Annotated in this window: 14 protein-coding genes and 1 pseudogene; all 15 read right to left on the reverse strand. The window is 71.6% G+C overall.

Annotated elements, in window-relative coordinates; all coding sequences use genetic code 11:
- Positions 1 to 17: 17 nt before the first annotated feature.
- Positions 18 to 452 (reverse strand): purine-binding chemotaxis protein CheW, encoded by a 435-nt coding sequence (locus IPJ95_12915; protein ID MBK7924508.1) that lies wholly within the window; start codon positions 450 to 452, stop codon positions 18 to 20.
- Complete coding sequence (locus IPJ95_12920) at positions 445 to 1,443, reverse strand: RluA family pseudouridine synthase (protein MBK7924509.1); 999 nt, start codon at positions 1,441 to 1,443, stop codon at positions 445 to 447. Before IPJ95_12920 ends, IPJ95_12915 begins: the two co-directional genes overlap by 8 nt.
- Before the next feature lie 53 nt (positions 1,444 to 1,496).
- Positions 1,497 to 2,063 (reverse strand): signal peptidase II, encoded by a 567-nt coding sequence (gene lspA / locus IPJ95_12925; GenBank protein ID MBK7924510.1) that lies wholly within the window; start codon positions 2,061 to 2,063, stop codon positions 1,497 to 1,499.
- Positions 2,047 to 2,430 (reverse strand): TraR/DksA C4-type zinc finger protein, encoded by a 384-nt coding sequence (locus IPJ95_12930; GenBank protein ID MBK7924511.1) that lies wholly within the window; start codon positions 2,428 to 2,430, stop codon positions 2,047 to 2,049. The genes lspA and IPJ95_12930 overlap by 17 nt, the downstream gene beginning before the upstream one ends.
- A 34-nt stretch (positions 2,431 to 2,464) precedes the next feature.
- Complete coding sequence (locus tag IPJ95_12935; protein ID MBK7924512.1) at positions 2,465 to 5,617, reverse strand: isoleucine--tRNA ligase; 3,153 nt, start codon at positions 5,615 to 5,617, stop codon at positions 2,465 to 2,467.
- Positions 5,614 to 6,447, reverse strand: a complete 834-nt coding sequence (locus IPJ95_12940) for a purine-nucleoside phosphorylase (protein MBK7924513.1) — start codon at positions 6,445 to 6,447, stop codon at positions 5,614 to 5,616. Before IPJ95_12940 ends, IPJ95_12935 begins: the two co-directional genes overlap by 4 nt.
- Positions 6,444 to 6,959, reverse strand: a complete 516-nt coding sequence (locus IPJ95_12945) for a DivIVA domain-containing protein (GenBank protein MBK7924514.1) — start codon at positions 6,957 to 6,959, stop codon at positions 6,444 to 6,446. The genes IPJ95_12940 and IPJ95_12945 overlap by 4 nt, the downstream gene beginning before the upstream one ends.
- Positions 6,956 to 7,642: a YggS family pyridoxal phosphate-dependent enzyme gene (locus IPJ95_12950; protein MBK7924515.1), complete on the reverse strand. Its 687-nt coding sequence runs from the start codon at positions 7,640 to 7,642 to the stop codon at positions 6,956 to 6,958. The genes IPJ95_12945 and IPJ95_12950 overlap by 4 nt, the downstream gene beginning before the upstream one ends.
- 48 nt (positions 7,643 to 7,690) lie before the next feature.
- A complete protein-coding gene (locus IPJ95_12955; GenBank protein MBK7924516.1) occupies positions 7,691 to 10,054 on the reverse strand; it encodes a DUF2723 domain-containing protein in 2,364 nt (787 codons plus the stop codon).
- Positions 10,055 to 10,114: 60 nt separating this feature from the next.
- Complete coding sequence (gene folP / locus IPJ95_12960; protein MBK7924517.1) at positions 10,115 to 11,185, reverse strand: dihydropteroate synthase; 1,071 nt, start codon at positions 11,183 to 11,185, stop codon at positions 10,115 to 10,117.
- Positions 11,186 to 11,283: 98 nt separating this feature from the next.
- Entirely contained in the window at positions 11,284 to 13,269 is a 1,986-nt protein-coding gene (gene ftsH / locus IPJ95_12965; GenBank protein MBK7924518.1) for an ATP-dependent zinc metalloprotease FtsH, read from the reverse strand.
- On the reverse strand, positions 13,270 to 13,818 hold the full coding sequence (gene hpt, locus IPJ95_12970; protein MBK7924519.1) for a hypoxanthine phosphoribosyltransferase: 549 nt from the start codon (positions 13,816 to 13,818) through the stop codon (positions 13,270 to 13,272).
- Positions 13,799 to 15,121 carry a tRNA lysidine(34) synthetase TilS gene (gene tilS, locus IPJ95_12975; GenBank protein ID MBK7924520.1) on the reverse strand — a complete coding sequence of 441 codons (1,323 nt, stop codon included), beginning with the start codon at positions 15,119 to 15,121 and terminating at the stop codon, positions 13,799 to 13,801. The genes hpt and tilS overlap by 20 nt, the downstream gene beginning before the upstream one ends.
- A gap of 1 nt (position 15,122) precedes the next feature.
- Positions 15,123 to 15,531: pseudogene (apaG, locus tag IPJ95_12980) on the reverse strand (Co2+/Mg2+ efflux protein ApaG).
- Positions 15,532 to 15,627: 96 nt separating this feature from the next.
- Positions 15,628 to 18,471: an insulinase family protein gene (locus IPJ95_12985; protein ID MBK7924521.1), complete on the reverse strand. Its 2,844-nt coding sequence runs from the start codon at positions 18,469 to 18,471 to the stop codon at positions 15,628 to 15,630.
- Positions 18,472 to 18,492: the final 21 nt, after the last annotated feature.

Below are 18,492 nucleotides of genomic sequence, written 5' to 3' on the forward strand. Positions count from 1 at the left end.
CGCCTCGCCCGGACCGCTCAGCCGACCGCCGGCGCCAGCAGCCGGTCGGTGTCCAGCAGGGTGAAGACCTGCCCGGCGTGCCGGCCGACGGCCCGTACCAGTCCCGGGTCGATGCCGGGGAGCTGCCGACCGGCCTCCAGTTCGCTGGTCACGACGTCGACCAGGTCCAGCACTTCGTCGACCACCAGGCCCACGGTCCGGTCGCCCCGGTCCACGACCAGGACGGAGTCTCCCCGATCCTCACTATCGGCAAGTCCCACCGCGCGCCGGCCGTCGACCACGGTGAGCAGGGTGCCGCGCAGATTCAACAGTCCCGCCACGGTCCGGTCGGCCCCGGGCACCCGGGTGGCCGGGACCGAAGGGATCACTTCCCGGACCGCCGTCGCGACCGCTGCCGCCAGGTGCGGACCCAGCCGGAAGAGGACCACGCGGAGCCGCTCGGAATCACCCATGTGCTTCAAAGAAATGAAGATACCGCAGGGCTTCGAGGGGAGCAACGGCGTGTTCGGGACCCACCGCGCGGGTCAGGAGTGGCGCCAGATCGGCCGGCCATTCCGCCCGGAACTCGAGGGGACTGCCCGTGATGGGGTGACTGAATTCCAGCCATGCGGCGTGGAGTGCCTGCCGGGGAGCTAGGCGTTCCAGGCTCTCGGCGGCGGTCCGCTGGCCATCGGACATCCGTCGGCTGCCACCGGCCCCGTAGACCGGATCGCCCACCACCGGATGGCCCACGTGGGCCAGGTGCACCCGGATCTGGTGGGTCCGGCCCGTGTGCAGCTCCAGCCGGAGCAGGTCCACGAGCGGCAGCCGGGCGATGACGTACGCATCGGTCTTCGCCTCGCGTCCCGCCGGATCGACGACAATCCGCTTGCGGTCGCGGGCGTGACGGGCCAGCGGGGCGCTGATGACCAGCGGGCTCTCATCGAGGTGGCCCCAGACCAGCGCCGCGTAGCGCCGCCGGATGCGCCGCGCGGCCAGCATGGCGCCCAGCCGCCGGTGCGCCAGGTCCGTCTTGGCCACGACCATGAGGCCGCTGGTGTCGCGGTCGAGCCGGTGGACGATGCCGGGACGGCCCTCCGCCCCGCCGGAGAGGGTGGTGCCACGGGCCACCAGGGCGTTCACCAGGGTGTCGTCCCAGTGGCCCGGCGCCGGGTGCACCACGAGCCCCGCCGGCTTGTTGATGATGGCGAGGTGATCGTCCTCGAAGAGGATCTCGAGGGGGATCGCGGTGGGGGTGAGCGTCCGGGGCGCCTCGTCCTCCGGGAACGCCACCCGGACGGTCTCGCCGCGGGCCAGGGTCCGGGAGGCGCGGGCCACGTCGGTGTTCACCTGCACCCGCGCGTCGGCCACCAGGCGTGCGGCCTGGGTGCGCGAGAGCTGCAGCTGGTCGGCGAGGAAGCGGTCGAGGCGTTCGGTCGCGGGCGGGAGGACCGTGAAGGTCAGCGCGGTATAGCGGGCGAGGAGGTCCGAGGCGTCGTCTCCCCTCCCGGCTGCGCTCACTCGTCGCCCCGGGCCACGGAGACCGGTTCTGGCGGCGTGGGCTCGGGAGGCAGCGGGCGGCCGGGTGGTTCCGCCTGGGCGTCGCGCCGGGCATCCTCCTGCCAGAGGGAGATGGCCAGCAGCACCGCGCCGCAGCTCACCGCCATGTCGGCGACGTTGAACGTGGGCCAGCGGTAGCCACCGACCCCCAGGTCGAGGAAGTCGACGACGCCACGCGGGGAGCGGACGCGGTCCACGAGGTTCCCGATGGCGCCCCCGCTGACCAGCCCGAGCGAGAGCTGGCGGAACCAGTCGCCCGGCGCGGCAGCGCGGTGGTAGCGGTAGAGCAGCACCACGGCCCCGACGGCGATGGCCATGAAGATCCAGCGCGAGAACGGCCCGAGGTGCAGGCCGAACGCCGCGCCCGGGTTGTAGACCAGGCGGAGCTGGAAGACGTCGCCGATGACCGAGTGCCCCGCCGAGCGGAACAGGTACTGCTCGGCGAGGGCCTTGGTGAGGAGGTCGAGGACCAGCGCGACCGTGGCGGCGCCCCAGTAGAGCCGGCGCTCAGCGCCGCTTGCCATTCTCTTCTTTTTCCTTGCACTCGATGCAGAGCCGCGCGTGCGGGAGCGCGTCGAGCCGCTCGAAGTTGATCTCCTTGCCGCAGGTGTGGCAGATGCCGAAGCGGTCGGGCGTCTTGTACAGCCGCCGGAGCGCCTCGTTGACGTGCCACAGGTACCGGCCCTCCTGCGAGGCGAAGAGGAACTGCTTCTCGCGCTCCATCGCGTCGGTGCCCTGGTCGGCCATGTGGAACGAGTAGGACGAGAGGTCGCCCGACTCGTTCTGGAGCGTGGCGTTGAAGGACTCGTCGTAGTACCCGATCTCCTTCATCACCCGGGTGCGCTCCTCGATGAGCCGCTTCTCGAAATGCGCCAGCTGCTTCTTGTTCATACCGCGAATACCTTCCCGTCCGCTGGGGGTGCGCTCACGCGCCGAGCCGGCGCATGCTGAAGGTCACCTGGTGTCCGTCGACGTCCACTGCCTGCTGGTACTCGGCCCCGGGGACCGCGCCACCGAGCTCGATGGCTCGCGCCAGCGTCTCGCTGGCGATGACGTCCCGGTGCGCCGTCGCGGCCGCGAGGACCGCCGTCGGCCCGTCCAGCCCGAGGGCGATGCGGTCACTCACCGCGAAACCTGCGTCCCGCCGGAGCCGCTGGATGTGGTGCACCAGCTCCCGCGCGAGTCCTTCCTGGGCCAGATCGGCATCAAGCTGGGGATCCAGAGCGGCCACGAAGGGGCCGTCGCTTTCGACCAGCCATCCGGTCGCCACGACCTCCCGCTCCACGACCACATCTTCGGAAAGGTAAACGAGTTCCATCCCGTTTTCATGTCGGCGGACCGACTCCCCGGCTTCCAGGGCCCGGAGCTGGTCCGGGGTCAGGCGTTCCACCGCCTTGGCCACCGCCGGGGTCTCCTTGCCGTACCGCTTGCCCAGGGAGCGGAAGTTGGCCTTCCCGCGGAGCCGGACCAGCGCGGTGTCGGATTCCGCGACCTCGACCCGGCGGACGTTCACCTCCGCCATGAGGAGGGGCAGCAGGCGCTCGAACACGGGCCCGCGCACCGCCACGGGGATCGCCACCTGCATGCGACCGAGCGGTTGCCGCACCCGGAGCTTGCCGGCTTCCCGGGCGGCCCGCGCCAGTGAGGCCAGCCGGCGGATGGCATCCATGGCGGCATCGAGGGCGCCCGCCTCGACGCCCGCCTCCGCGGGCGCGGTGGGCCATCCGGCGAGGTGCACCGGGGACCCGGCGAGCGAGCGGTGCAGCCAGTCCGCCGCGAAGGGCGCCGCCGGGGCCATCAGCCGGCTCACCGTCTCGAGGCACTCCCGCAGGGTGGCCACCGCCGCGCGATCGGCCTCGCCATCCGGCGCCCAGAACCGGTCCCGGTTGATCCGGACATACCAGTTCGAGACGTCGTCCACCACGAAGTCCATGAGCGCCCGCACGCCGGCCGTGGGTTCGTAGCCCTCCCAGGCGGCGGTGACGGCCCGGGTGGTCGCGTCCAGCCGCGCCAGGATCCAGCGGTCGCTGTCGGGCCGCCCGGCCACGGGTGGCGCCCCCTCGAGCCGGCCGGCGTAGAGCCGGAAGAACTCGTAGGTGTTGCGCAGCGCGCGGAAGAAGTCGCCGGTGACCTGCGGCACCTGCCGGCGGTCGAACCGCTTGGGGAGCCACACCTGGCTCGACACCAGCAGGTAGAGCCGGACGGTGTCCGCGCCGAACTCCCGGATCATGTCCCAGGGGTTCACCACGTTGCCCTTGCTCTTGGACATCTTCTGGCCCTCGGGGTCGAGGACCAGCTCGTTGACGATCACGTTGCGGTAGGCCGGGCTGTCGAAGGCCGTGGTGGCGATCGCCAGCAGCGAATAGAACCAGCCCCGGGTCTGGTCCACGCCCTCGCAGATGTAGTCGGCCGGGAAGTGGGCCTGGAACTCCGGCACGTGCTCGAAGGGGTAATGCCACTGGGCGTAGGGCATCGCGCCCGAGTCGAACCAGGTGTCGATCACCTCGGACGCGCGCCGCATGGTGCCGCCGCAGGCGCAGTCCCAGTGGTAGGCGTCGATGTAGGGCTTGTGCGGGTCGAAGTCCGCGGGCAGCGGCCGCCCCCAGCGCTCCGCCAGGCGGGCGTAGCTCCCCACCACCTCGACGTGGGCCGGCTCGCGGTCGCAGACCCACACCGGCAGCGGGGTGCCCCAGTAGCGGTCGCGGGAGAGCGCCCAGTCCACGTTGTTCTCGAGCCACGAGCCGAACCGGCCCTCCCCCACCTCCGGGGGCTGCCAGTTGACCGTGCGGTTGATCTCGAGCATCCGCGCCTTGACCTTCGAGGTGCGGACGAACCAGCTGTCCCGCGCGTAGTAGATGAGCTTGCTGGAACAGCGCCAGCAGTGCGGATAGCTGTGGACGTACTGGTCGGTGCGCAGCCAGCGGCCGTCGGCCTTGAGCCGGCGGATGATCAGCTCGTTGGTCTCATCCGCGGTGACGAGCCGGCCCTCGATCTCGGGCCAGGTGGTGCCGGTGAAGAGGCCGTCCGGCCCCACCGGCCGCAGCATGGCCAGGCCGTGCTGCTGGCCGGCGGCGTAGTCATCCGCGCCGAAGGCCGGCGCCATGTGCACGATGCCGGACCCGTCGTCCGCGGTGACGAACGCGCCCGGGATCACCACCGAATGCGCGCGACCATCCGGGAGCGGCACCACGTCGAGGGGCCGGCGGTACCGCAGCCCCACCAGCGACCCCCCGGGGACCACCGCCTCGAGGGCGAGGTCCTCGCCCAGGATCTCCCGCAGCTTGGCTTCGCGGGTGGTGGCCATGAGGAAGGCGCGGCCGGGGTGCTTCGGGTGCCGGTAGACGCCGTATTCGAGCTCGGGGTGCACCGCCGCCGCGACGTTCGACGGCAGGGTCCACGGCGTGGTGGTCCAGACGACCAGCTCGCGCCCGCTGCCGTCCTCGAGCGGGAAGGTGACGTAGATGGACCTGTCGTTCACCTCGGCGTAGCCGAGGGCCAGCTCGTGGCTGGAAAGCACGGTGCCGCAGCGGGGACAGTACGGGAGCACCCGGTGCCCGCGGTAGAGCATCTCCCGCTCGAAGAGGCGGCCGAGCAGCCACCAGACGGTCTCCACGTACTCGTTGCTGTACGTGATGTAGGCGTGCTCGTAGTCCAGCCAGTACCCGATGCGGTTGGAGAGCTCCTCCCACTCCGTCTTGTAGGTGAAGACGCTCTGCCGGCAGAGGCGGTTGAACGCCTCCACGCCGTAGGCCTCGATGGCCTTCTTGCCGTTGAGGCTGAGCTGCTTCTCGACCTCGATCTCCACCGGCAGCCCGTGGGTGTCCCAGCCGGCGATCCGGGTCACGGACCGCCCGCGCTGGGCCTGGTAGCGGCAGATCAGGTCCTTGATGGTCCGGGCAAAGACGTGGTGAATGCCCGGCTTGCCGTTGGCCGTCGGCGGGCCCTCGAAGAACACGAACGGGGGCCCGTCCCGGGTCGCCGCGAGGGTCTGCTCGAAGAGCCGCTCATCCTTCCATCGGGCAAGCAGCTCCTGTTCCATCCGGTCGGCACCGCCGTCCGGCCAGGGCTGGTAGGTCATGCGGGAATCTGCTGGACCAGTTCCGCGACCAGCCGGGTGAGCTTGGGCTCGGCCCCGTTGGCGATCGCGATGATGTGCTCGATGTCGGCCGGCACCAGGGCGTCGGGGAGGCACTGGTCGGTGACGATCGAGAGCCCCGCCACCTTCATCCCCTGGTGCACCGCCACGATCACCTCGGGCACCGTGGACATGCCCACGATGTCGGCGCCCATGGCGCGGAGCATCCGGTACTCGGCCCGGGTCTCGAGGTTGGGCCCGGGCACCGAGACGTAGACCCCCTCGCGCAGGGTGACACCCTGGGCCAGCGCCAGCTGCCGCACGAGCGCGCGCAGCCCGCTGTCATAGGGGTCCGACATGTCGGGGAAGCGGGGACCGAGCCGGTCGTCGTTCCGCCCGATGAGGGGGTTATCCCCCAGCAGGTTGATGTGGTCGGCGAGGAGCACCAGGTCGCCCGGGGCCCACAGCGGGTGCATCCCGCCGCTCACGTTGGTGACCACCAGGGCCCTGGCGCCGAGGGCCTTCATCACCCGCACCGGGAAGGTGACCTCCTGGAGCGAATACCCCTCGTAGCGATGGAAGCGGCCCTGCATGGCCACCACCCGGCGCCCGCGCAGGGTGCCGAGGATGAGCCTGCCGGCGTGGCTCTCCACGGTGGAGAGCGGGAACCCGGGGATCTCCTCGTAGGGGATGATCGCCTCGGCGGCGATCTCCTTGACCAGGCCGCCCAGCCCGGTGCCGAGGATGATGCCGACGTCGGGGGCGAACGAGCAGCGGCCGCGCACCACGGCGGCCGCCTGCTGGATGCGATCGTAAAGGTCGGTGGCTGTCATGCGTGTCGCTTGAGCAGGAGCTCCGTCTGGACCTGGTGGGTGAGCTGCGCGTGGGTCTGCAGCCCTTCGATCTCGCCCAGCTGCCGTTCGAGCAGGGCGCGGAAGTTGGCCAGGTAGGCGGCGAACTGGCGCTGCAGCATCTCGTGCCGCTCGCGCACCTGCCGCTCCTCTTCCTGGGCGGTGCCCACCAGCCGCAGCGCGTCGGCCCGGGCCTCGCGGATGATGCTCTCCGATTCCTTCTCGGCCTGTTCCTGCGCGGCCACCCGGAGCTGCTGTGCCGCGAGCAGCGCCTCGTTCATGGCCCGCTCCCGCTCCCGGAACGCGCGCAGCTGCTCCTGGAACCCGGTGAGCCGCTCGTCGAGCTTGGCCCGCTCGCGCACCAGGCGCTCGAGCTCCTCCGCCACCCGGTTGCGGAACTCGTCCACCTGCGCCGGGTCGTACCCGCGGAAGGTCCGCTGGAACTCCTGCGCCCGCACGTCGCTGGGCGTCAGGTGGAACGCATCGTCGCTCATGTGCCGCGCTCTCCGAAGAGGAGGGTCCCCAGCCGAACCATCGTGGCTCCCTCTTCCACCGCCACGAGGTAATCCCCTGACATGCCCATCGACAGTTCCGGCAGCCGGTGCCCCTGCCGTTCCCCGGCGTCGCGCAACTCACGCAGGCGCCGGAAGGCCGCCCGCTGGCGCCCGGCATCGTCCGTGAGCTCGGCCATGGTCATCAGTCCCGCCAGCCGCAGCCGCGGCAGCGCGGCCACCTCGTCGAGCAGGGCCGGCAGCCCATCCGGCTCCACCCCGCCCTTCTGCGGTTCGGCGGAACAGTTGACCTGCAGCAGCACCGGTTGCACCGACCGTGGCGCGGCGCGCCGGTCCAGCTCCCGGGCCAGCTCCAGGCTGTCCACCGAGTGGAGCAGCGCAAAGCGGTTGACCGCGTGGCGCGCCTTGTTCCGCTGCAGGGAGCCGATCAGGTGCCACTCGACCGCAACGTCGGGGAGTTCCCCCTGCTTGGCCAGCGCCTCCTGCACCCGGTTCTCGCCCACCGCCGTGAGCCCCGCCTCCGCGGCGGCACGCACCGCCGCGGCGGGATGCGTCTTGGTGACCGCCACGATCAGCACCGGATGGCGCCAGCCCGCGCGGGCCTGGTGCTCGGCAATCCGGGCCCGCACCTCGGCCACCCGCGACCCGATCCCCGGATACGACATGGGTGGTAAAAGTAGGCGGGCGTTAGGGTTGGCAACAGGGGCCGGACCCTATGGGGCGCTGTCCCCCGCGCTCGGCAGCAGCAGCGCCTGGAGCGCCCGCTGCAGGTTGGGGTTGGAGGAGAGCTTCCCGGCCCGGGTCAGGTTCTCCATCGCCTTGGAGCCATCCCCGCGGCTCTCGTAGCCGTACGCCAGCTGCGCGAACGGCAGCGAGAGGTTGTTGGCGACGCCGGCGGCCGTCGGCTCCAGCCGCCCCCGGGGGGCCTCGAGGAGCCGGGCGTAGCGATAGGTCTCCCACGCCAGCCGCTCGGTGGTGGGCATGTCGAGGGGAAGCCCGAGGATCCGGTGGTTGTCGATGCCCGGCTGCGTCGTGTCCGGCGGGCTCGGCTGCAGCTGCATGACGAGCCCCTGCTGCAGCAGATACTGGTCCAGGCCGAGGTACTCGGCGCCGGTGGTCATGGACCAGGCGATCGGCCGCTTGCCGGCGTTCTCCTGCAGGATGCGCAGCACCACGAAGTCCCGGCTGTAGACCGGGGTCCCCTTGGGCAGCACATGGCGGATGGCCCCGACGTTCACCGGCACGTCCTGCGAGAGCAGGACGCCCTGCGCCTGCGCGATCTGCGCATCGGTCATCGAGTGCGCCTGGCCCGTGGGAGCGACGGGATTCTGCCCCTGCCAGAGCTTCGGCGCGGCGGCCTCGTCGAAGGGCCGCACCGGGAACTCCCGCAGCTGCCGCTTGTACCAGTCGGTCTCCGAGAGGGCCAGGCAGACCACCAGGACGTCGCGGCGGATGCCCTTCACCTCCTGGGCCCACCAGAGGGGGAAGGTGTCGTTGTCGCCGTACGTGAACAGGATCCCGTAGGGCGGCACCGAGTTGAGCAGGTTGTAGGCGAAGTCCGCCGCGAGCGTGGCATCCGGGCCGTGCCGCCGGCTGGCGGCGGTGAAGTTCCCGGCGAAGGGGATCAGCGCGCCCAGGGCCAGCGGCACCGCGGCGACGGCCACGCCCAGGCGCCACCGCGTCATCGCCCGGCGCACCAGGTTTGCCAGCCCCAGCCCCGACCAGACCCCCCAGACCGCGAAGCTGACCACGAAGAAGTAGTCCCGGTCGCGGACTTCATGGTCGCTCGACTCGGGGTAGAGGTTGTACCCGATGCTGAAGCCCGGCTTGAAGTTCATGTACACCACCAGCCCGAGACCGGTGATCAGCCACAGCCCGAAGAGCAGCCACCAGCTGCCGCGGTCGGCCCGGCGGTGGGTGATCAGGCCGTGCATGCCGAGGCCGGCGAAGAGCAGGGTCACGAGCGAGCGCAGCGGCAGCTGCCCGCTCCCGAATCCGATGGCCTTGCCGATGCCGTTGGCCCACTGCCAGTCGAAGTACTGGAAGTAGTTGAGCAGCTGGAGCATGATGATCTGGCCGCTGCGCCCCGGGTTCCCCGGGCCGTGCGGCACCGTGGGATCGTCGAGCGGCGTGCGGATCGGGTACTGCTCCCGCCGGATGACCGCGAGCAGGGACTCCCAGTTGTCCGGCTGCGCCTCGTTGATGACCGGATGCTGCCCGGCCCGGATGTAGAGGAAGAGGTAGCTGGTCACCCCGATGGCGGCGATCAGCACCGCCACGACCGCGAACGTCACGTGCCGCGCCCGCAGGGCCAGTCCGAAGGCGGCCAGGTACGAGATGCCGCCCAGCGTCATCAGGGTGGCGCTCCCCAGGCCGCTGCCGATCAGCAGCGCCCAGGTGCCCGCGACCACCGCGGTCTCGGCCCACTCGGCGGCGCGCCGCGCGGGGTCGGTGGCGGGATCGGCGCTCAGGGTGGCGGCCAGGAAGGCGACCACCGCCGGCCCGACCAGCAGCGCCAGCAGGTGGTTGCCGATGGAGAGGCCGGCCAGGTAGAGGATGAGCAGGAGGAGGTGCGGCGCCCGCGGCGTGCCGCGCAGGGCCCGCCAGGTCAGGCAGAGCCACGCGATGGCCGCGATGGTAAAGGTGGCCGCGGCGTAGACCTCGGTCTCGTTCGAGTTCTGCCAGGTGGTGAAGCTGAACGCCGCCACCAGCGCCGCGGCCAGCCCACCGCCCACCCGCACCAGGGTGGCGGCGCCTCCCTCGAGGTCGGGGGTGGCACGGGTGAGCACCTCGTGAGCCACCAGGAAGAAGAACCCCGCCCCCATCGCGCTCAGCGTGGCCGAGAGCAGGTTGAGGCGCTGGGCGTAGTCGGCCAGCGGCACCAGCGCTCCCCACACGTGCCCGATCATGACGAACAGCGGCGTCCCCGGCGGATGCGGGATGCCGAGGTTTTTCGCGGCGGCGATGAACTCACCGGCGTCCCAGAAGGTGACCGTCGGCGCGAGCGTGAGGATGTACCCGGTCAGCACCAGGAGGGTGGCCAGCACGGCGAGGAGGTACGGAGGGCGACGGGTCATCGAATCCGGTCGGGGTGGTGGATGGTGGTGTGGATCGGCCGGGCGTGGCGCGGGTCGCGCCTACCACGCCCCGCGCACGGCCTGCGCGACGGCCAGCGCATCCCGCGCGGCGGCCACGTTGTGGACCCGGAACAACCGCGCCCCCCGCTCCCAGGCCAGCACGCAGGCGGCGGCGGTGGCGACGTCCCGGTCGGCGACCTCGCGGCCGGTGACGCTGCCCAGGAAGCGCTTGCGGGAGGGGCCGACCAGCAGCGCCCGCCCGAGGCCACGGAGGGCGTCGAGCCCGTCGAGCAGCGCCAGGTTCTGCTCCGCCGTCTTGGCAAAGCCGAACCCGGGATCGAGGACCAGGTGGTCGGGGGCGATCCCGGCGGCCACCGCCTGCTCCAGCGACGCCGCAAGCTCGGTCCGGACCCCGGTGACGACATCCGGCGCGTACTCCGCGTGATCGAGCCGGGCCATCGTGCTCACCGTGCCGCGGCTGTGCATCAGGATGGCCCCAGCGCCGGTGGCGGCGACGGTCGCGGCCATCGCGGGATCGAGCCGGAAGGCCGACACGTCGTTGATGATCGCGGCGCCGGCCTCGACCGCCGCGCGTGCCACGGGGGCCTTGACGGTGTCCACCGAGAGCGGCACCGCGGGATGCCGGCGAGCCAGGGCCTCGAGCACCGGCAGCACCCGCCCGAGTTCCACGGCCTCGGGAACCGGCTCGCTCCCCGGACGGGTCGACTCGCCGCCGAGATCCAGGATCCCGGCGCCATCGGCGAGCAGCTGGTCGGCCTGCGCGAGCGCCGCGTCGGGGGACAGGAACCGCCCGCCATCGCTGAAGGAATCCGGTGTAAGGTTGAGGATGCCGACGATGACCGGCCGGTCGAGGGCCACCCCGCCCCGGGCGGTGACCCACACCTCGGGCAGGTCGGGCCGGAGGCGGAGGCCCACCGCGGTGGCCACCTCGGCCAGCGGCGGCGGCACCACCCAGGGGCGGGCCAGCGCGCCAAGCCGCGACTCGCTCCCGGCCACGACGGCCCAGTCCGCGCCGGTCAGGACCTCCAGCCCGAGCGTGGCGGCGTGCTGTACCAGGGCGAGGAGGGTGGGATCGTCGAGCCCGGAAAGCTCGATCGCCGCGGCGGGCATTCCGCCCGCCGCGGCGGCGGCTCGACCCGGGTCCCAGCCCCGCGCCACCAGGGTCTCCAGCACGGCGCGCGGGGAGTGCAGCGGGAGCCGACGGGCGATCACGCGCCCATCGGTTCGGCGGGCGGCACCCCGAGGATCGGGGTCCGCTGCGCCTCACGCTCCGGCCGCGGCGCGGTGGCCACGGCGGTGGGCGGCGAGGGCGGCGGGCTCGCCACCGGGGGCAGGTCCTTCCCCTCGGCGAGGAGGTCGATGTCCTCGCGGTCGATGGTCTCGCGCTCCAGCAGCGTGGCGGCGATCCGGTCGAGCAGCACCCGGTGCTCCAGCAGGATGCGGCGCGAGCTCTCGTGGGCCTCGTCGAGGAAGTGCTTCACCTCGTCGTCGACCACCTGGGCGGTGCGCTCCGAGACCTCGCGCCGCTGCCCGAACTCGCGGCCCAGGAAGATTTCCTGCTCGCGGTCGCCGATGGCCATCATGCCGATCTTCTCCGACATGCCGAACTGGGTCACCATCCGCCGGGCGATGGCGGTGGCCTGCTCGATGTCGCTGCCGGCGCCGGTGGTCACCTTGTTGGGGCCGAAGATGAGCTCCTCCGCGACCCGGCCCCCGAAGGCAATCGCCAGCCGGCCGAGGAGCCACTCCTTGGTCTGGCCGTAGCGGTCCTTGTCGGGCAGGGACATCATGAGCCCGAGCGCGCGCCCGCGGGGAACGATCGTGACCTTGTGGATCGGGTCCGACCCCGGCGTCTTGAGCGACACCACGGTGTGGCCCGCCTCGTGGTAGGCGGTCAGGCGGCGCTCGTCCTCGGAGAGGACCAGGCTCTTCCGCTCCACGCCGAGCATCACCTTGTCCTTGGCGTCCTCGAAGTCCTGCATGTCGACGAGGGCCTTGTTGCGCCGGGCGGCCAGCAGCGCCGCCTCGTTCACCAGGTTGGCCAGGTCGGCGCCCGCCATGCCCGGGGTGCCCTTGGCGATGGTCTCGAGCGTCACGTCGGCGGCGAGCGGGATCTTCCGGGTGTGCACCCGGAGGATCCCCTCGCGACCGCGCACGTCGGGGGCGTCCACCACGATCTGGCGGTCGAAGCGGCCGGGCCGCAGCAGCGCCGGGTCGAGGACATCGGGCCGGTTGGTGGCGGCGATGAGGATCACGCCGTCGTTCGACTCGAACCCGTCCATCTCGACCAGCAGCTGGTTGAGGGTCTGTTCGCGCTCGTCGTGCCCGCCGCCCAGGCCGGCGCCGCGGTGCCGGCCCACGGCGTCGATCTCGTCGATGAAGATGATGCAGGGAGCGTGCGCCTTGCCCTGCTCGAAGAGGTCGCGGACCCGGCTGGCGCCCACGCCGACGAACATCTCGACGAAGTCGGAGCCGGACATCGAGAAGAACGGCCGCCCCGCCTCGCCGGCCACCGCCTTGGCGAGCAGGGTCTTGCCGGTGCCCGGGGGCCCGACCAGCAGGGCGCCCTTGGGCAGCCGCCCGCCGAGCCGGGTGAACTTGCCCGGGTCCTTGAGGAACTCGATGATCTCCTGCAGCTCCACCTTCGCCTCGTCGGCGCCGGCCACGTCGGCGAAGGTCAGCTTCGGGGTGTCGCCGGCCAGCAGCTTGGCCTTGCTCTTCCCGAAGCTGAACGCCTTGCTCCCGCCCGCCTGCAGCTGGCGCAGCAGGAACACCCACAGCCCGATGATCACGATCCACGGCAGCGCCGCGAGCAGGAAGTTGGCCACGCCGATCTTCGGCTCCTTGGCCGAGACCTGCACGTTGGCCCGCTCCAGCTCGCCCAGGATCTGCTCGCTGTCCTTGATCGGCAGCAGCACCACGAACGACTTGGCCGGCCGCCCGTCCTGCGGCACCGGGTTGACGAAATCGCCCTCCAGCTGCTTGCCGTCGTAGACCGTGACGTTCTTCACGTTCCCGGCGGCGAGCTGCTGCTTGAAGTTCGTATAGGTGAACTCCTGCATGGACGTCTTCTGGCTGTTCATCAGCTGGAAGAGCGCCATCGCGACGAGCGCGACCAGGAGCCACAGCGCCAGGTTCTTGCTCAGGCTCCGCCAATCAGCTCGGGGCGGGCCCGGCGGCAATCGTTCAGCCATTCAACCCATTTCCGCGATGTACGGGAGGTGCCGGAAATCCTCCGCGTGATCCAGGCCGTAACCCACCAGGAATGCCGGCGGGGCCGTGAACCCCACGAACCGAAGTTCCGGCAGGGGGGGTGCGATGCGCTTGTCCAGCAACGCGCAGACCGCGAGGCTCCGAGGTCCCCGGGACCGCAACCGGTCCATCAGGGAGGCCAGGGTTCGACCGCTATCAATAATATCCTCAACCAGCAGGATATGCCTGTCCGCCAGCCGGGAGGCCGGTTCGTAGAGCAGCCGGACCTCCCCGCTCGAGACCGTCCTGGTCCCGTAGGAGCTCGCCACCAGGAAGTCCACCGCCAGGGGACGTTCAATGTTCCGGACCAGGTCGGCGAGGAACACGAAGCTCCCCTTGAGGAGCCCGACCAGCAGCAGATCGCCCTCCGGGTAGGCCCGGGTGATCTCCTGCCCCAGCGCCCGGACCCGCGCGGCGATGGCGGCCTCGTCGAAGACGACCCGGCGGAGCGGGCGGCTCCCCGCCCTGGGGTCATGGAGCGGGGTGGACATCGATCCGGAGCGCCGGAGCGCCGGGCTCGGGCAGCAGTTCACGGGAGCGGCAGACCCCTGGGATCCACGCCAGCCTGCCCTGCCCTTCGATCAGCGGCCAGCGCCGCCGGTCCCCCTGAGAAATGCGGGCATCCTGGAAGCAGCGCACCGCCAGCCGGTGTCCGGTGCCGCCCAGCGGCGCCAGCCGGTCGCCGGCACGCCAGGCCCGGACCGCGAGCTCACCGGGGATGAACCAGGCGGTCGCTCCGTCGCGGGGCTGCCGATGAGGGGCGGTGTCGAGGGTCCACTGCAGGTGCCAGGGCCCCCACCTCGCCTCCCCCTCGGGCGACGCCAGCTCCAGGCCCATGGGCTCGGGCCCTTCGGGCGGAACCACCGCCAGCCGCTCGAAGGCGCGCTCCAGCAGCCACCGCGCCCCGAGCGGCGCCTGGGCGCCACTGGGTCCCGCCAGCACCGCCGGCAGGGCCCGCCGCAACCGGGCCGGGGAGACGGGGGCGCCCAGCTGGCGCAGCAAGGCCTCCACCAGCGTGAGGCGAAGCGACGGGGGGAGTCCGTCGAGCACGTCGACGGCCAGGGAGGCCCCGCCCCGCTCCATCCGCACCGAGAGCCCGGGCCAGTGCCGGAGGGCGGCCCGCCACGCCTGGCGCTGGCGGGCGGCGTGCCGCCGGGTCTGGTCGAGGCGGCGGTCGAGGTCCGGGAGCCGGTCCCGGAGCGGCGGCAGCAGCTGCGCGCGGAGCCACGACCGCAGGTGCGCGGGGTTGGCGTTGGCGGGATCCTCCCACCAGTCGAGCCCCCGCGCGCTCGCGTAGCCCAGGAGGGTACGCCGGGAGGCGCCCAGGAGGGGGCGGAGGAGGCCTCCCCTCGCGGGCGCGATCCCCGCCAGCCCGGCGGGGCCGCTGCCGCGCAGGGCGCGCATCAGCACCGTTTCCCGCTGGTCGTCGGCGTGGTGAGCCGTCACGATCCACCGGGCGCCTTGACGGACCCGCTCCGCCCGGAGCCAGGCGTAGCGGGCGCGGCGAGCCGCGGTCTCGCTGCACTCGGGGCCGAGATGGAGCCGTGTCTGGACCAGTGGCAGGCCCAGCGCCCGTGCCCGGGAAGCCACGAGTGCCGCGGGCACGGTGCTCTCCGGATGAATGCCGTGATCTACGTGGGCCACGAGGAGGGCGCGTCCGTGCCCGGCACGGGTGCGGGCCATGAGCTCGAGCAGCACCATCGAGTCGACGCCGCCGGAGATGGCCAGCAGGACCGGACCGGGCGCCGGGCGGAGGCGCTCCAGCGTGGCGAGGAACCAGGCCTCGAGGTTCATCTCAGTGCAGCGGCTCCGCCGATTCCCTGGCCTCGAGGGGGAAGCGCGGAATCGCCGCCTCGAACGTCGAGCCGTCCTCCCGCACGAAGAGGTACTCCCCCTCCATGGTGCCGCTGTCGGACTTGAGCACGCAGAAGCTCTGGTACTCGTGGACCTGGCCATGGCCCAGCACCGGCTGCTCGCCCACCACGCCCTCCCCCTCGACCACGGTTTCCTCGCCGATCGAGTCGTGGATGCGCCACCGGCGGGAGCGGAGCTGCGCGGTGGATCCGGCGAGGTTCTCGATCCGGACGAAAGTAGGCAAAGACGTACTGCTGCTTGAGCGGGTTGGACCGTTCGGGCAGGTAGACCGGCCGGACCGTGATCCGGAGTCCGTCGGTGACCCGGTAGTAGAAAGGCCGCGAGGGCATGGGGGAAAGCTACGGGGAAAGCCGGGGGGGGAAAGGGGAACGGGGCCGGGAGGGCGGTTCCCCGCCACCCGGCCCCGCCCCCGAACCCGCCGCCGTTCAGGGACTGGCCGGCTGGCGCCCCTTGGCGAAGTCGCCCGCCTTGACCACCGTCAGCTTGGCAGGGTCGAGGTAGCGCTGCAGCGCCCCATTCACCTGCTGGAGGGTCAGGCCCGAGACGCGGTGCTCCAGGTCCGCGTCGAACGCCATGGTCCGCCCCAGGTACACCTTGCCCTGGAGGTCGCCGGAGAGCTGGCCGTCGTTGGAGCGACCCACCTGCTGGTTCTGCAGCCACCCCTGGCGCGCCTTGTCGAGTTCGTCCTGGGTGATCCCCTCCCGGGCCACCCGTTCGAGTTCCTCGCGGAAGGCCGCCTCGACCCTGGCCGCGTTCTCCGGCGCGTAGATCGCGTAGCCCATGAAGCGGCTCGCCTTGTCCTCCGACGAGACGCTGAGGAACGACCCGACGCCATAGCTGATCCCATCCTTCTGGCGGATGCGGGTGGCCAGCCGGGAGTTGAGGAAGCCGCCGCCGAGCACCTCGTTGCCGAGGAGCAGCGCGGCGTAGTCAGGATCGTCGTCGCGGAGGTTCAGGTTGATCCCGCCCAGGAACATGGCGTTGGCCTTGTCCGGGGTCTCGATCGCGATGCTGGTGGCGGGCTGGTCGTGGAACGCGCTCGGGATGCGCACCCAGGGCCGCGGGCTCTTCCACTCGCCGAAGATCGCGGTGAGGACCGGGGTGATCTCGGCCGGGTCGAAGTCGCCCACGAGCGCCAGGGTGGCATGCCCCGCCCCGTAGGTCTCGGCGTAGAAGCGGCGGACGTCCTCGATGGTCACTGCGGAGAGCTCGGCCACCTGTTCCTCGATGGTCGGCCGGTAGCGCGGGTCGTCCTTCGGGTACGGGCTCAGGTAGCGTTCGAACGCCGTGAAGGCGAGCGCCTGCGGATCCGACCGGCTCTCCTCGAGCTGGGCCAGCGACTGCTGCTTCAGCTCGCCGAACTCCTTCTCGTCGAACGCCGGCTCACGCAGCACCTCGCCCAGCAGCCGGAGCACCGCGGGGAGGTTGCCGCGGACCGTCTCGATGCGCGCGTTGGCCGCGTCGTACCCACCGAACACCCCGACCCGCGCCTTGAGCCGGTCGAACTCGTCCTTGATCTGCTGCCGGCTCTTCGAGCGGGTGCCGCGCAGCAGCATCTGCGAGGTGAGCGAACCGATGGCGCGCTTGCCCCGCGCCCCCTCCATGTCGTTGAAGTCGAGCGAGAGGCTCGCGTTCACCGAGCCGCCGCGGGTGCGCTTGGGCAGGAACGCCACCGCGAGCCCGCCGACGCGGTGGCGGGCGGTGCGCTGGTCGATCGTCGCGGGACTCGGGTCGAACGCCTCGCCCTGGGTCACGGCGGTGTCCCCGCGATACGCGGTGACGACCGGGATCCAGTCGGGTGTGGCCGGCATCTCCGCCCGGTCCGGCTTCTCCGTGGGGAGGAAGGTGCCGAGGGTCCGGTTGCTGGGCTTGAGATAGGCGGCGGCCACCCGCTGCACGTCGGCCGGGGTCACCTGCTTGACCCGGTCCCGGTGGAGGAACAGCATGCGCCAGTCGGCCATGGAGGCCCACTCGGAGAGGGTCAGCGCCACCCGCTCGGAATTGTTGATGAGGAGTTCGGTGTTCTTGGTGATCTCCACCTTGGCCCGCTCCACCTCCTCGGCCGTGGCCGGGTCGCTCACCGCCGCGTCGAGGGCGTCCAGCAGCGCCTCACGCGCCGGGCCGAGCGGGTCCTCCTTGCGCACCTGCACCGTGGCCAGCAGTGCCCCCGGCTCGCGCAGGCGATACGCGAAGGCGAAGGCGTTGGCCGCCTTCTTGGGCACCACCAGCGCCTGGTAGAGCCGTCCCGAGGGCTGGCTGCCGAGGACCCGGGCCAGCACGTCCACCGCGGCGAAGTCGGGGTGGGAGCCGGCCGGCACGTGGTAGACGGCCGTCAGCACCTGCACGTCGCCCACGCGGCGCAGGGTCACTTCCCGCTCGCCGTCCTGGGTCGGGTCGAGGGTGTAGGTGGGCCAGAGCTTCATGTCGCCGGTGCGGGCGGGCCGCGGGATGCGGCCGAACTTCTCCTCGATCAGCCGCAGCGTCTTCGCCTCATCGAACTTGCCGGCCACGACCAGGATCGCATTGTCGGGCTGGTAGTACTTGCGGTAGAAGCCCTGCAGCCGCTCGATCGGCACGTTCTCGAGGTCGGCGCGCGCGCCGATGGTGGAGTTGCCGTAGTTGTGCCACAGGAAGGCGGTGGACATCACGCGCTCCTCGAGGATCGAGCCGGGGTCGTTCTCCCCCATCTCGAACTCGTTGCGCACCACCGTGAACTCCGACTGGAGGTCTTCGCGGGCGATGTAGCTGTTCACCATCCGGTCGGCCTCGAGGTCGAGCGCCCAGGCCAGGTTCGCGTCGGTGGCGGCGAAGGTCTCGAAGTAGTTGGTGCGGTCGAACCAGGTGCTGCCGTTCGGATTGGCGCCGTGCTCGGACAGCTCCTGCGGAATGTTCCGGTGACAGGGCGTGCCCTTGAAGACGAGGTGCTCCAGCAGGTGGGCCATGCCGGTCTCGCCGTACGCCTCATGCCGGGACCCGACCAGGTAGGTCGCGTTGACGGTCACCGTCGGCTTGGACGGGTCCGGGAAGAGGAGCACCCGGAGCCCGTTCGGCAGGGTGTACTCGGTGATCCCCTCGACGGTGGGGCCGCGGGTGGCGCGCGGGCGGGCGCGGGCCGCGGTGGCGGCCCGGAGCACCGGGCAGCTCTTCGTGATGGCGGCGCCCGCCGGCGGCGGCGCGGCGGCGGGCCGGTTGACGGCCTGGCCCAGCAGGGCCGGGGCCAGCGCGGCCGGCAGGAGGAGACCGGAGAGGATCAACCGTGGCAGACTCATCGCGCACCTCGGTGGAGATGA

Source organism: Gemmatimonadota bacterium, from assembly GCA_016713785.1.
Taxonomy (GTDB): Bacteria; Gemmatimonadota; Gemmatimonadetes; order Gemmatimonadales; family GWC2-71-9; genus JADJOM01.

Excerpts from the sequence above, each read along its gene's own strand:
- IPJ95_12945 (MBK7924514.1), bottom strand. The coding sequence starts at position 6,959 with ATGAGCGACGATGCGTTCCACCTGACGCCCAGCGACGTGCGGGCGCAG.
- IPJ95_12950 (MBK7924515.1), bottom strand. The coding sequence starts at position 7,642 with ATGTCGTATCCGGGGATCGGGTCGCGGGTGGCCGAGGTGCGGGCCCGG.
- IPJ95_12955 (MBK7924516.1), bottom strand. The coding sequence starts at position 10,054 with ATGACCCGTCGCCCTCCGTACCTCCTCGCCGTGCTGGCCACCCTCCTG.
- hpt (MBK7924519.1), bottom strand. The coding sequence starts at position 13,818 with ATGTCCACCCCGCTCCATGACCCCAGGGCGGGGAGCCGCCCGCTCCGC.
- IPJ95_12935 (MBK7924512.1), bottom strand. The coding sequence starts at position 5,617 with ATGACCTACCAGCCCTGGCCGGACGGCGGTGCCGACCGGATGGAACAG.
- ftsH (MBK7924518.1), bottom strand. The coding sequence starts at position 13,269 with ATGGCTGAACGATTGCCGCCGGGCCCGCCCCGAGCTGATTGGCGGAGC.
- folP (MBK7924517.1), bottom strand. The coding sequence starts at position 11,185 with ATGCCCGCCGCGGCGATCGAGCTTTCCGGGCTCGACGATCCCACCCTC.
- IPJ95_12985 (MBK7924521.1), bottom strand. The coding sequence starts at position 18,471 with ATGAGTCTGCCACGGTTGATCCTCTCCGGTCTCCTCCTGCCGGCCGCG.
- IPJ95_12915 (MBK7924508.1), bottom strand. The coding sequence starts at position 452 with ATGGGTGATTCCGAGCGGCTCCGCGTGGTCCTCTTCCGGCTGGGTCCG.
- lspA (MBK7924510.1), bottom strand. The coding sequence starts at position 2,063 with ATGGCAAGCGGCGCTGAGCGCCGGCTCTACTGGGGCGCCGCCACGGTC.
- IPJ95_12930 (MBK7924511.1), bottom strand. The coding sequence starts at position 2,430 with ATGAACAAGAAGCAGCTGGCGCATTTCGAGAAGCGGCTCATCGAGGAG.
- tilS (MBK7924520.1), bottom strand. The coding sequence starts at position 15,121 with ATGAACCTCGAGGCCTGGTTCCTCGCCACGCTGGAGCGCCTCCGCCCG.
- IPJ95_12940 (MBK7924513.1), bottom strand. The coding sequence starts at position 6,447 with ATGACAGCCACCGACCTTTACGATCGCATCCAGCAGGCGGCCGCCGTG.